This is a genomic window from Pseudomonas sp. 32_A (genome assembly GCF_017490905.1).
Classification (GTDB): domain Bacteria; phylum Pseudomonadota; class Gammaproteobacteria; order Pseudomonadales; family Pseudomonadaceae; genus Aquipseudomonas; species Aquipseudomonas inefficax.
Window position 1 is genome coordinate 1 of the sequence record NZ_JAFGYI010000035.1, and the last position, 13,551, is coordinate 13,551.

Genomic DNA, 13,551 nt, shown 5'->3' on the forward strand with positions numbered 1-13,551 from the left:
TTGGCCCTGGCGCCACCAACCTGGTCACCGCCAGCGCCTACGCCTACCTGGGCGGCATGCCGATGATGATGATCACCGGCCAGAAGCCGATCAAGAAGTCCAAGCAGGGCCGTTTCCAGATCATCGATGTGTGCGGCATGATGGACCCCATCACCAAGTACACCCACCAGTTCGCCTCCGCCGACAACATCCCGGCGCGTATGCGCGAAGCCTTCCGCCTGGCCGAAGAAGAGAAGCCGGGCGCGGTCCACCTGGAGCTGCCGGAAGACATCGCCGCCGAGCAGACCGAAAGCCTGCCGATCCCGCCTAGCCTGAGCCGCCGTCCGCTGGCCGAGCACAAGGCCATCGAAGCCGCCGTGGAAAAACTGCAGAAAGCCCGCAGCCCTATCCTGGTAATCGGTGCCGGGGCCAATCGCAAGATGACTGCCAAGGTCCTCAAGCAACTGATCGACAAGACCGGCATCCCGTTCATCACCACGCAGATGGGCAAAGGCGTGGTCGACGAGCGCCATCCGCGCTTCCTGGGCAACGCTGCACTGTCGTCCGGTGACTTCGTGCACCGCGCCGTCGAAGCTGCCGACCTGATCGTCAACATTGGCCACGACGTGATCGAGAAACCACCATTCTTCATGGTTCGTGGTGGCACCGAGGTCATCCACATCAACTTCCGCTCCGCCGAAGTCGATGCCGTGTACTTCCCGCAGGTGGAAGTGATCGGCGACATCGCCAACGCCGTATGGCAGATCAGCGAAGCCCTGACCGACATCACCCATTGGGACTTCACCCGCCTGATGGCGATTCGTGAAGCCAACGAAGCGCAGATCGCCGAAGGTGCCGACGACAACCGCTTCCCGGTGTACCCGCAGCGCATGGTTGCCGACATCCGTCGCGTGCTGCCGTCCGAAGGCATCGTCGCCCTGGACAACGGCATCTACAAGATCTGGTTCGCCCGCAACTACAAGGCGCACAAGCCGAACACCGTACTGCTGGACAACGCCCTGGCGACCATGGGCGCCGGCCTGCCATCGGCCATGGCCGCGCACCTGGTGCACCCGGACCGCCCGGTGATTTCGGTGTGCGGCGACGGCGGCTTCATGATGAACAGCCAGGAGCTGGAGACTGCAGTACGCTTGGGCATGCACATCACCGTGGTGATCCTGCGTGACGACGGCTACGGCATGATCCGCTGGAAGCAGGCGAACATGGGCTTCACCGATTTCGGCCTGGATTACGGCAACCCGGACTTCGTCAAGTACGCCGAAGCCTACGGAGCCAACGGCCACCGCGTGGAAAGCGCCGAAGGCCTGCTGCCGTTGCTCGAACACTGCATCAAGACCCCGGGCGTGCACGTGATCGACTGCCCGGTCGATTACAGCGAAAACGACCGCATCCTCAACAGCGAGCTGCGTGAGCGCGCGCTGGCGGTGTAAGGCGTAACGGCTTTATTGACATCAATCCGGCCATCACAGCGATCTCACGATCCTGCGGTGGCCGGTTGGTGCTAATTCAACCTCTTCACGCATCTCGTGATTGATCATTCTCATGTTCTCAACTCATAGAGAACACGAGACCGATGACCATCGGCTCTACACACAACCATCCTGCTGATCTGACTATCGAGCCATCCCTGCCCGTAAAGCCGTGGGCTGCGCGTTACCCTAATCCTCCTGATCTTTGCTTTGATTATCGGCGTCTACTCGAACAAGAGGGCGGAGTCGCATGCGCCACTCAACCGGATCATCGGATCTGTATTGTCGGTGCTGGTGTTACCGGGCTAACTGCAGCCCGTGAATTGCTACGTTGCGGCTTTACCCGTATCACTTTGATCGAGCAGTCCAGGCGTGTGGGCGGGCGCCATCTCACGCTGGTAAATAACGCAGGAAATCAAAAGCAGCCTGTAACCCCTTTTGAAATGGGCGCCATGCGCATGCCGTTCTTCAACAGGACTGGCGAACCCCCGAAAGATGGGCGCTCGCTTATGGCCTATTACGCCAAGCTGTTCGAGCTACGAATTTCCGATTTTCCAACTCCCGGGACACCTTGGGTGAATGCCACTGGAATATATCTTCGTGACGGGCAATTAGAGGGTAATAGAGACCCTGTGCTGTTGGTCTGGCGCAATCCTGAAGGAAACACACCACCCCCCACTGCGATGCTTCAGCAGGTCTACGATAAATGGCGCCATTTTGCGGAGCAGTTCGCCGAGCGTATTGCAGCGGGTTATGGCACTGAAAGCTGGGAATCGATGTGGTCGGCGATCGTCGAGCGCTACCATCGATTATCGTTTAGAGATCTGGTGCATTTACCAGCTCTTGCGGCTTGGGACCCTGCAAACCCTGGTGATTTTGGTGGTCTAGGTATGAGTGGCGACGAGTCGGCCATCTTCTATTCAATCGGGATTGGAGACGGTAGCTGGGGAGCGTTTTATGATGTCTGCTGCCTGTACCCGCTGCGCACAGCAATCTTTGGCTTTAGCAGTCACCTACAGTTGGTGCATGGGCGTGTTGACCAGGACGGTATGCCTTACGTTGCGCCCCATCTTGAAGCCAGCAGCGTCCCTGACAGTAAAGGGTTGATGTTTCAGGGGCCCGCCTATATCGGGCTTGCGGCGATGGACGAAAGCCTCATGTTTCTGGACGCCGGGATGGCGGCTCCTCGCTGTGTGACCACCTGCTGCAACGAGATGATGGGTTACTAACCGACACTTCGGTCTGTTCCCTACAAAAGCTGGAGGATGGTCGCATACGGGTCGGATACCGTTGGCATTGCAGTGATCCGGTGCAGGGGAACGTCCAATATGAAGACTTCGACAGTGTGATCTTGACCATCCCTTCCTGGCTGATCGAAACCAACATCCGCCTCGACGGTTTCAGCCGTCAGATGTTGCCGCAGACGATCTTGGATGCCTGGAAGCATGCTCACTGGGAGACGAGCTGTAAGGTCTATGCCCCGCTGAAGAAGAGCTTCCTGGACCGCAACCTAGCTTTTCCGCAAATTCTGGTCACTGACAGTTTCGTTCACGATGTCTATGCCTATCGCTACAACGACCATTACGCTGATGACTGCATCCTGCTCAGTTACACCTGGGAAGACGATGCAACGAAACTGGCCGCGTTCTCAGATGAGGAACTTGCCCACAAGTGCGTGAAGGAACTCGATCGGATCCTCCTTCGCTGCAGCAACGTGGCTGAACCCATATCGCCTTATATCGATACCCGCAACATTCGCATACAGCGTTGGATGACTGATCGAAACGCGCTTGGCTGCGCAAAGTTGTATCGGGCTGGGACCTATTACGATGCAGTGAGCCTGATGAAGTACAACCGTGATCTGAGTGCCAGTTCAGGATTGTATCTGGCTGGAGAGTCCTTCTCTGTTGACGCCGGCTGGACCGAGCCGTGTCTACGCACGGCGCTCGATGCGGTCATCAACCTGTGCAACAGAACATCGGCATCGTTCAACGGTGGCTTTACCCTGAACCACTACCCACATTATCAAGCTGGGAAATAGCTGCATCCGGGAGTTTTTGTGGGGAATTTCCTACTGGAAGACCTCTCTTGTCCTTCGATCCCATAGGAACTCCCCGACTGTCACTCCCCAGCCCAACCCCGCTTTACTGGCGCCCTTCCAAAACAACCATAAAAGGAAGCCGCCATGTCCGAACATTGCACGTCCGTCAGCCCTGTACGTATCGCCGTCATCCAGTACGACCCTCAGGTCGGGCTGGAGAATTGCGATGGCAACCTTAGCAAGGGCCTGGCATTGGCCCGGTGCGCGGCGCGTGAAGGCGCCAACCTGATCGTGCTACCCGAGTTGGCCAATACCGGCTACACCTTCCACACACGGGCAGAGGCCTATGCCCATGCCGAAATGCTGGAGGAGGGTCGCAGCCTGAAAGCCTGGGCGGATTTCGCCCGGGAGTACCAGGTCTACCTGGCTGCGGGTTTTGCCGAACGCGAGGGGCTGAAACTCTACGACAGTGCCGTACTGTTCGGTCCGAAAGGCTTGCTCGGGCATTACCGCAAAGCCCACCTGTGGAACCAGGAAAAGCTCTGGTTCACCCCTGGCGACCTGGGTTTCCCAGTGTTCGAGACACCGATCGGCCGTATCGGCCTGCTGATCTGCTGGGATATCTGGTTCCCGGAAGTGCCGCGGCTGATGGCCGCGCAAGGCGCCGACATCATCTGCAGCCTGAACAACTGGGTATGGACGCCACCACCGCTGTTCGATGAAGCAGGGCGCTGCATGGCGTCCTACCTGACCATGACAGCGGCGCACGCCAACAACCTCTACATCGCTGCCGCCAACCGCATAGGTAGCGAGCGGGGCGGTCGCTTCCTTGGCTGTTCACTGATTGCCGGTACCAATGGCTGGCCCATTGGCGAGGTGGCCAATGCAGAGGAGGAGTGCATTCTTTACGCCGATGTCGACCTCAGCAGCGCCCGCTCGGCGCCGATCTGGAACAGCCTCAACGACCTGCCGCGCGACAGGCGCACCGATCTTTACGATGCGACGCTTGGCTATCGCCTTCATGCACCTATGCCTCGCTGAGGAGTTGCACATGAAAACGCTACTCTTCCCCAACCGGCAGCGTTCGTCGGTGTTGATCCTTGCCTGTCTGCTGGTGCTGCTGGTTGCCAGCCTCGTACAGGGCCAATGGCCGGACTACACGCAACTGGCCGCGACGCTTGATCAGCCGCTCAGCCGCCTGCGCTGGATAGTTGGTGATATCAGCGAAGTGGCCTTCTACAAGCATGAGTTGCCTGCCCTGGGCTTGCTATTGGGAGCTTGCCTGGCGCACTGGGCCCACGTGCGCGGGTATCGCTGGCACGGCTTTGCCATCTGCTACGGCAGCGGATTATGGCCGTGGGTGTTCACCAGTTCGCTGCTGGGCTTGTTGCTCAGTCACGCGTTGTGGGGATGGACATTGGCCAGTGGCACCTGGCAACCGACCTTCGTTGCTTTCGTATCGTTGCCAGCAGCCATGGTGCTGTTGTTTGGTGCGGGTTGGCGGGTGACCATCAGCGGCGCACTGCTGGGAGCGCTGTTGGTAACACCTGCCAGCCTGCTGATGGTCAACTACCTGTGCTATCCCCTGCAGTTGCCGGTGGTAGTCGGCAACGTAAGTGGCATGGCGCTGGCAAGCGTGGTGGCGTTCATGCTGTGCTGGCACTTTCCATCATGGGTACGGCCCAGCCATCCGCCCACCACACATGAACCCGTTGCGGCCCAACCCGACTACGGTGTGTTCTGGACCCTGCGGCGTGTACTGGCCGATTTCAGCGAAGCGCCATTCTTCGGCAATGAACTGGCCAGCCTCGGGCTACTGCTGGGGGTGTTTCTGGCTTACATGCTGGCCCCCGCTGCGCCGGTCTACGGTTCGCTGCTGCTGATTCCGATGGTTGCCGGGCAGGCGCTGGCATCACTGGTAGGTGTCGTGTTCTGGCGTCGCCAATGGCAGGCGCGAGGCTGGTACCCCACTTACATTCCCATCGTCTCGATCGTCCCTGCCGCTGTGCTCACCCACGGTGGAGGCTGGCAAGTGGTCGTAGCCAGTGCAGTGCTGGGTGCGCTGGTAGCGCCACCGTTGGCAGTGGCCATCAGTCAGCGCTTGCCAGCCTACATGCATGGTTACATCGGCAATGTAGTGTCGATGGCCATCAGCACACTGGCGATCGTTCCGCTGGTCGGGCTGCTTGCTGGAGGTGGCGTATGAAAGCGCATGCAAACCTGCCCAGGTTGTCGATCGCCAGCCTGGGAGGGACGGTGAGTATGCGGACAAGTGCAAGCGAATGCGGGGTGATGCCCAAGCTTGACTGCGCTGAGCAACTGGCCGAGTTGCCACAGCTGCGTGAGATGGCCCATCTTGAGGCTGTCACTCTGGGCCTGCTCCCCAGTGCCTCGCTGGGCTTTGCGGCGATGCTCGAGGTGCTGGCCTGGGCCCGGGGCGAGGTGGCTCGTGGAGCACACGCGGTGATACTGACCCAAGGTACCGACAGCCTCGAGGAAACGGCGTATTTCCTTGATCTGCTCTGGCCGTTCGATGTGCCATTGGTAATGACCGGTGCCATGCGCGCGGCCAGCCAGCCGGGCAACGACGGCCCGGCCAATCTGCTGGCTGCGGCGCAGGTGGCATTGGCGCCTGGCAGTCGTGGTCGCGGTGTTCTGGTGCTGATGAATGATCAGGTCCACTGCGCTGCAAGGGTTCGCAAGACGGCAAGCCTCGCGATGGCTGCATTCGAATCGCCCGGGTGCGGAGCACTGGGCGATGTTGTGGAAGGTGTCGTGGTATATCGTCAACCGCCAGTCCCACGAGAGGTGCTGCCGTTACCGCATCGTACCGAGCATCGGGTTGCAATGCTGGAAGCGTGCCTGGACGCAGATACGGCGTTGTTGAAGGCTGTAGCGACACTGGGCTATGAGGGACTGGTCATAGCCGGTTTCGGTGCCGGTCACGTTTCCGCTAGCTGGTCCGAAGTGCTTGGCCATCTCGCGCCCACCTTGCCTGTGATTGTTGCCACCCGCACAGGCAGTGGTCCCACAGCCTCGGCCTCCTACGGTTTTACCGGAGCCGAGATCGACCTGCAGGCCAAGGGGGTACACATGGGCGGGCAGCTCTGCCCGCGCAAATGTCGTATTTTGCTGTGGCTGTTGATCGGCACGGGCAGGCAGCAGCAGCTGCATGGCTGGTTGCCACGTTAGATAATCTGCCCGCGTAGCTGCAAGCGCGGGCAGCCCTTCGGACGTTGCTGTGCTAGGGTGCACACACTTTTGCTTCCCAGGATGTCCACGCCATGCTCCCCCCTCTCAGCGAAAAAGAACTCGACCGCCTTGAAGACCTGCTGATCACCTACGGCAATGACTACTCGGTACTCAACCTGGCCGAGCTCAATGGCTTTTTCACTGCCCTGGCCAGCTCGCCGACTACCGTCATGCCTGAACAGTGGCTGCCTGCGGTGGCCGGCGGCAAGGTGCCGAAATTCAAGAAGCCGGCGCATGAAGAGGCGTATACGGCATTGATGCTGCGCTATGCCAGCCAGGTGGCGGAGGAGTTGGGCGACGATGTCGACCACTTTGAGCCGCTGTTCGAAGAAAGCGAAGGCGAAGAGGGCAATGTAATCATCATGGAGGAGTGGTGCTTTGGCTACATGCGCGGCACCCAGGTCGCCGGCTGGGCCGAGCTGCCGCCGGAGCAGGACCAACTGCTCAAGGCCATTTCGCTGCATGGGCTGGAGGACAACTTCGAGCTATTGGACCAGATGAGCGAAGCGGATATCCAGGCCTGCGTGCCTCAGGTGACCGAGGCGGCACGCAAGCTTTACCGTTACCACCGGCTGCAGGATTGACCTCTATGAGTAACCCCATCACCGACCAGGAGTTGGACGAGCTGGGAGAGCTGCTTTTCAAGTATGGCAATGATGACGCGATACTTGATGTCAGTGAACTCGATGGCTTTGTGAATGCCCTATGCAGCTCGCCGCATCTGCTGCCACCAAGTGAGTGGTTGCCGGAGGTTTCTGGCGGCAAACTGCCTCGGTTCAAAAGCAAGGCCCAGGCTCAGCGCTACACGGATTTGATCATCAAGTTTTACAACACCGTCGCGATTATGCTCAGCGAAGCCACGGATGAGCTGAATCTGTTCTTTGAGGTCAGAGATACTGCGCAGGGCGAAATTGTAGTGCTTGAAGAGTGGTGCTTCGGGTACATGCGGGGTGTTCGTTTGGGACGATGGACAGAATTACCTGCCCATCTTCAAGAATATCTCGACGCTATTGCCTTGCACGGTTCGGAGGAAAATTTTTCCGTCCTGGACAAGATGAGCCTCGAAGAACACCAGGCCACTGTGCCGTTGGTGGTTGATGCTGTGCATGTTCTTTACCTCTACCAACGGCAGCAGCGATTGGGTTGATTTCTCTGATTTAGCAGGGACCTGTGGGAGCGGCTTTAGCCGCGAACACCGGCGCAGCCGGTGCCAGGCACCGTGTTGGATTCTTCGCGGCTAAAGCCGCTTCCACGGGAGGGTGTAATGCTTTTGGAGCGGGCTTGCCCGCGAAGAGGGCAGAAGCCTGAGTGCATTATTCCGCCTCGCGAAATTATGGTTTCCCCGCCACGCGGATTCTGCTGTCAGTCGAACCAGTGCAGCATGTGCTCCACCAGCCCATCCCGGTGCTGACGAGGAGCCAAGCCCATGTCGAACCCGATCAAGCTTTACAACTTCCCCAAGTCCGGCCACGCCCACCGCATCGAGCTGATGCTCTCGCTGCTGAACCTTCCCACCGAGCTGGTGTTCGTCGACTTGGCCAAAGGCGCGCACAAGCAGCCGGACTTCCTCGCCCTCAACCCGTTCGGCCAGGTCCCGGTCATTGATGACAACGGCACGGTGGTCGCCGACTCCAATGCCATCCTGGTGTACCTGGCCAAGAAGTACGATAACGGCACCTGGCTCCCCGAGGAACCCGCTGCCGCCGCCCGCGTCCAGCGCTGGCTTTCTGTCGCTGCCGGCCCGTTGGCCTTCGGCCCTGCTGCTGCGCGTCTGGTCACGGTGTTCGGTGCCTCGTTCAACACCGATGAAGTGATTACCCGCGCCCACACCCTGCTGAAAGTGATCGACGCCGAGCTGGCCAACAGGCCCTTCCTGGCGGGTAGCACACCCACCATCGCCGATATCGCCAACTACTCGTACATCGCCCATGCACCTGAGGGCAATGTGTCGCTGGAGCCCTATGCCAACGTACGCGGCTGGCTGGCGCGGATCGAGGCGCTGCCGCGCTTCGTGCCCATGCCACGCACCGTGATCGGCCTGCAGACCAGCGCCTGACGCTCAGCCACTGCGAGGAACGCCGCCATGCAACAGAACCCGGACCACCACTCCTCCCCCTGGCATGCGGGAGAGAAGACCCTGCAGGAAAAAGCCGGTGTCGCGGAGCGCATGGAGGCGTTCGGGCAGAAGGTCATTCGTGACTACATGCCCGATCAGCATCGTATTTTCTATAACCAGTTGCCATTCATGGTCGCTGCCAGCGTGGACGCACTGGGGCGGCCCTGGGCGACGCTGCTGGAAGGGCCGGAAGGTTTCGTCAGCTCGCCGGACCCGCGCCAGCTGACGATCGACACTCAACTGCCGGCAGACGATCCCGCTACCCCGGGGCTGGCAGCCGGGCAGGCGGTCGGCCTGTTGGGGATCGAACTGCACACTCGCCGGCGCAACCGCCTCAACGGGCAGATTCGCGAGGCCGGCGACAGGCAACTGCAGGTGACTGTGGAGCAGTCGTTCGGCAACTGCCCGCAGTACATCCAGCTGCGTGACTACACCCGCGTCGCAGAACCCGCCCAGGGGCGTGTCGATGCGACGACACTCGATGCCTCGGCTGTCAGCATTATCCAGGCAGCCGATACTTTCTTTGTCGCCAGCTATGTCGAGCATGACGACGGCCAGCGTTCGGTGGATGTCTCCCACCGTGGCGGGCGGCCCGGGTTCGTCAAGGTCGAAGGCAACCGCCTGACCATTCCCGACTATGCTGGCAACCTGCACTTCAACACCTTGGGCAACCTGCTGGTGAACCCGCAAGCAGGGTTGCTGTTCATCGATTTCAGCAACGGCAACGTGTTGCAGCTCTATGGGCATGCCGAGTTGCTGCTGGACAGCCCGGCCATCCAGGCGTTCGAAGGCGCCGAGCGCTTGTGGACGCTGGAGGTAGAGCAGGTGGTATGGCGCCCGGCTGCCGTTTCCCTGCGTTGGGCCTTCAAGGAGTACGCGCCGACCAGCCTGATGACCGGCACCTGGGCCGAGGCCGACATACGCCTGCAGCAACGCCAACAGCAGCGCCAATGGCAGGCCTGGCGTGTGCTGCGGGTGGAGCAGGAAAGTCGCGATATCCGCTCGTTCTACCTTGAGCCTCCTGCTGGCAGTGCGATGGCTTTTGCGCCAGGGCAGCATGTTCCGGTGCAAGTCCAGCTCGACGGCGAGGCAGCACTGATCCGTACCTACAGCCTGTCCAGCGCGCCTTCCGACGGCTACCTGCGCATCAGTGTCAAAGCCCAGGGCCCGGTCTCACGGCACCTGCATGAGCGTGTCGTGCCCGGCGATGTACTGAACGTGCGCCCGCCGATGGGCAGCTTCACGCTGGACCAGCAGAGCACACGGCCGCTGGTGCTGATCGGCGCGGGTGTTGGTATCACGCCGTTACTGGCCATGCTGCGCGAGCAGTTGAGCAAGGGGCGGGCACGGTGCATCCATCTGTTCCATGGTGCGCGCAGCCTGGCCGACCTGCCGTTCCGTGAGGAGCTGGCAAGCTTGCGGCAACAGGCCGGCGGCCTGCTGCACGTGCACCGCGCCCTGAGCCAGCCGGAAGAGCATGCGCTGGTGGGGCGTGATTACGAGTTTGCCGGTCGGCTGGGTATCGAGCAGGTCAAGGCGACGCTTGCGCTGGACGACTACGATTTCTACCTGTGCGGCCCGGGCAGTTTTACCCAGGACCTGTATGAAGGGCTGCGCGGGGTGCATGTGCCAGATGCGCGGATCCATGCCGAAGCCTTTGGCCCGTCGACGCTCCGGCGGCACACCGACGATGACCAGCCCACCCTGCAACAACCGCCGGCGGCCAGCGAGCCGGTGCCGGTGTACTTTGCGGCTTCGGCCAAGGAGGCGCGCTGGGCGCCCGGTAGCGGTACGCTGCTGGAGTTGGCCGAGGCGCGTGGGCTGGCGCCGGAGTTCAGTTGCCGAGGTGGATCGTGCGGTACCTGCAAGGCCCGGTTGGTCAGTGGCCAGGTGCATTACCCGAATCCGCCAGCGGAAATGCCGGAAAGTGGTACTGCGCTAATCTGTTGCGCGATACCGGCGCGGGTGGAAGAGGGAGGGCAGGTGTTGGTACTGGATATCTGATATGCCTGTACCGGCCTCATCGCCGGCAAGCCAGCTTCCACAGGTACTCCACAGGTTTCGGCAGCTGTAGAGTACCTGTGGAAGCTGGCTTGCCGGCGATGAGGCCAGAACAGACAACACAAAACGCCCAGATAGAAAGATAATCCCACCACTTCATGGCCCCAGGAGCCCGCATGGACCAGATCCACCTGATGAAGGTGTTCGTTGCCGTCGGCGAGCTGGAAAGCTTCGCCGCCGCTGCCCGCCGCCTGGACATTTCCCCAGCCGCAGTCACTCGCGCCGTCAGCGCGCTGGAGGAGCAACTCGGGGTCAAGCTGCTGCTGCGCACCACTCGCAATGTACGCCTGACCGAAGCCGGTGGCCGCTACCTGGAAGACACCCGGCATATCCTCGCCAGCATCCACGAGGCCAACGAAGCCGCCGCCGGCATCAACGCTACGCCCAAGGGCGACCTGGCCGTTACTGCGCCCATCCTGTTCGGCAAGAAGTTCGTCATGCCGTGCATCGTCCGCTACCTGCAGCAGTACCCCGAGGTTGACGTTTCCGCCTACTTCCTCGACCGCATAGTCAACATGGTGGAGGAGGGCATGGACGTGGCCGTTCGTATCGGCCCCTTGCCCGACTCCGGGCTCAAAGCACTGCGGGTGGGCAGGGTCCGACGCATGCTGTGCGCCTCTCCCGAATACCTGGCGCGTCATGGCGTGCCAAAGCACCCGTCCGACCTGGCGGAACATGCGGTGATCGGTACCACAAACCTGTCGCCGCGAGCCGGCTGGCGTTTCGGAATAACCGATGAACCGACCCTGGTGCGCATGAAACCCCGCTTGATGGTGACCAGCAATGACGGGGCGATCGCTGCGGCCAGCGGCGGGTTGGGCATTGCCCGCCTGCTGTCGTATCAGGTCGCAGATGAATTGGCCAGCGGGCAGCTGCAGGTGATCCTGGCCGATTACGAAGAGGCGCCTTGGCCGATCCATATACTGCACCGGGAGAGCAAGTACGGTTCAGCCAAGGTCCGGGCCTTCATTGACATGCTGGCGCAGGCGCTGAGGGCTCGGCAGCTGGACTGATTCAGGTGAACTGAATGAAGAAGAACCCGGCGTCATCGCCTTCCTTGCCACGGCGCGCCTGCATGTCCACGAACAGGAAGCCGTTACCTTCGCCAAACAGCCCAACATGTTGCGGACTGGCTTTGGCCACGTCGGCGTCCACCAGTTGCATCATGAACATGTAGCGCGGTGGTTCGTAGATCGGATCCTGCAGCCAGCAGGGCCTGCCGCTGGGTTTGCTCAGGCCGATCCCGCTGTCCTCATCCTCATGCTCCTCATCATGCTCCTCGTCGGTCATCTCTTCGAAATCGATGAACGCTCGCTCCAGCAGCAGGGGCGGGGTACTGGGCTGCAGTGGCTGGCTGGCGAGTTCATGCAGGATGACCCGGGCAAAGCCAGCGCTGATGACGCTCTGCAGTTCAGACTGCTGATTGACCGTATAGCGACGTTGAAGTGGGCGGTTGAAGCTACCGTCCTGCTGTTGCTCGACTGCAAGGAAAACGGTGATAGCCATGCCTGGCGGGACGAACCGGGCCGGTTGGAACTGTTCGGTAAGGGTCAGGATGGGCGTCATAAGCCCACCGGTTTGCGGATTGGCCGGCCACAGGGAAAGGTCCTTGAGCAAAGGCGCACCACCGATCTGGCCAAAGCCGCGATCTTGTTGGGACAGCACGATTTTCTTCATGACGCACAGGAAAGCAGGGTGAAGGTAAAGCATCCTGGACATTGCCTTTCCAGCCATTCCTTGGCGCATTCGCTCAGAAAATACCCACGATAAACATCGCCTTTGAAAAAGTCGGCCTGTTCATCGCCGGCGCGCTTGATGCTGTCTATGTCGGTATCTTCATCCCAGGCGATCATCCCCTGAAGCAGTGCCGCGCCCCAGTCTCCCCAAGGGGATGGCAGGTTGTCTAAATAGTAAATGTTCATATCAGAGGCATGTTCTTTCGGCCATTCAGGCGTACTGAACGAAAAAGAACCCGGCTTCGTCGCCTTGGTTTTTTCGTCGGGCTTGCTTGTCCAGATAGATGTAACCGATGCCATCCAGGAAGATCCCTTCCTGCTGTGGGGCCCAGCGGCTGATTTCGTAGTCGGTCAGTTGTAAAAGAAGCAGGTACCGGCTTGGAACATAGATGGGATCTTGCATCCAGGCTGCTCGACCGAGTTGCTTGCTGATGCCAAGACCGGAGTCCTCGTCATCGTGCTCTTCGGCGAATTCCTCTTCGGTCATTGGCTCGAAGTCGATAAAACGGCGCTCCAGCAAGAGCGTTCCAGGCGGGGCTGGTAACTCCTCCTCACACAGCCGGTGGAGAATGAACCGTGCGTAACCATTGTGGATACCGGGTAGCTCCGCTTGCTCATGAAGTGAGTAGCGGCTGACGACGGATTGCTTGAAGCCGCCGGCGCGCTGTTTTCGAGCTGTGATGAATACCGTGGCAGCCATGCCGGGCGGAAAGATTTTAGCCGGCAGGAAGTTTTCCGTGACCGTACACAGAGGCGTCATCGGCTCCTGGGTGTCGGGCGACAAAGGCCACAAGCCTGGGTCGTCCATGCGGACGCTGCCACCCACCTGACCGAAGCCTTTGTCTTCTTCGGTAAACACGATCTTCATTGAATGCA

General features: G+C 60.4%; 12 protein-coding genes and 1 pseudogene. 10 read left to right on the forward strand and 3 right to left on the reverse strand.

Translation table 11 applies throughout. The features are described from left to right. The 10 genes and pseudogenes from J5M58_RS19495 to J5M58_RS19540 form a co-directional block, all read left to right on the forward strand. Positions 1-1,430 (forward strand): acetolactate synthase large subunit (locus J5M58_RS19495; protein WP_207879216.1); only part of this gene is annotated, 1,430 nt, incomplete at its 5' end. A 143-nt stretch (positions 1,431-1,573) separates the two neighbouring features. Further along, a pseudogene (locus J5M58_RS19500) lies at positions 1,574-3,510 on the forward strand (flavin monoamine oxidase family protein). A 144-nt stretch (positions 3,511-3,654) separates the two neighbouring features. Then, positions 3,655-4,551: a nitrilase family protein gene (locus tag J5M58_RS19505; protein WP_207879218.1), complete on the forward strand. Its 897-nt coding sequence runs from the start codon at positions 3,655-3,657 to the stop codon at positions 4,549-4,551. Positions 4,552-4,561: 10 nt separating this feature from the next. After that, a complete protein-coding gene (locus J5M58_RS19510) occupies positions 4,562-5,716 on the forward strand; it encodes a hypothetical protein (RefSeq protein WP_207879220.1) in 1,155 nt (384 codons plus the stop codon). After that, a complete protein-coding gene (locus tag J5M58_RS19515) occupies positions 5,713-6,702 on the forward strand; it encodes an asparaginase (RefSeq protein ID WP_112253420.1) in 990 nt (329 codons plus the stop codon). The genes J5M58_RS19510 and J5M58_RS19515 overlap by 4 nt, the downstream gene beginning before the upstream one ends. A 92-nt stretch (positions 6,703-6,794) precedes the next feature. Next, positions 6,795-7,346: a UPF0149 family protein gene (locus tag J5M58_RS19520; RefSeq protein WP_112253421.1), complete on the forward strand. Its 552-nt coding sequence runs from the start codon at positions 6,795-6,797 to the stop codon at positions 7,344-7,346. Between the two features lie 5 nt (positions 7,347-7,351). After that, positions 7,352-7,909, forward strand: a complete 558-nt coding sequence (locus tag J5M58_RS19525) for a UPF0149 family protein (protein ID WP_112253422.1) — start codon at positions 7,352-7,354, stop codon at positions 7,907-7,909. Positions 7,910-8,188: 279 nt separating this feature from the next. Continuing rightward, positions 8,189-8,818 (forward strand): glutathione S-transferase family protein, encoded by a 630-nt coding sequence (locus tag J5M58_RS19530; protein ID WP_112253423.1) that lies wholly within the window; start codon positions 8,189-8,191, stop codon positions 8,816-8,818. Positions 8,819-8,845: 27 nt separating this feature from the next. Further along, complete coding sequence (locus J5M58_RS19535) at positions 8,846-10,882, forward strand: pyridoxamine 5'-phosphate oxidase family protein (protein ID WP_207879222.1); 2,037 nt, start codon at positions 8,846-8,848, stop codon at positions 10,880-10,882. A 173-nt stretch (positions 10,883-11,055) separates the two neighbouring features. After that, the gene (locus tag J5M58_RS19540; protein WP_207879230.1) at positions 11,056-11,952 is read left to right on the forward strand and encodes a LysR family transcriptional regulator; all 897 of its coding nucleotides are present in this window, start codon (positions 11,056-11,058) and stop codon (positions 11,950-11,952) included. A gap of 1 nt (position 11,953) precedes the next feature. Here J5M58_RS19540 and J5M58_RS19545 read toward each other — a convergent pair whose 3' ends face one another. The 3 genes from J5M58_RS19545 to J5M58_RS19555 are packed head-to-tail and all read right to left on the reverse strand — an operon-like array spanning position 11,954 to position 13,543. Then, on the reverse strand, positions 11,954-12,604 hold the full coding sequence (locus J5M58_RS19545) for a hypothetical protein (RefSeq protein ID WP_368857204.1): 651 nt from the start codon (positions 12,602-12,604) through the stop codon (positions 11,954-11,956). 8 nt (positions 12,605-12,612) lie between these two features. Next, positions 12,613-12,861, reverse strand: coding sequence for a hypothetical protein (locus J5M58_RS19550; RefSeq protein WP_207879231.1), 249 nt, complete (start codon positions 12,859-12,861; stop codon positions 12,613-12,615). Positions 12,862-12,886: 25 nt separating this feature from the next. Then, positions 12,887-13,543 carry a hypothetical protein gene (locus J5M58_RS19555; RefSeq protein ID WP_112253427.1) on the reverse strand — a complete coding sequence of 219 codons (657 nt, stop codon included), beginning with the start codon at positions 13,541-13,543 and terminating at the stop codon, positions 12,887-12,889. Between the last annotated feature and the right edge of the window lie 8 nt (positions 13,544-13,551).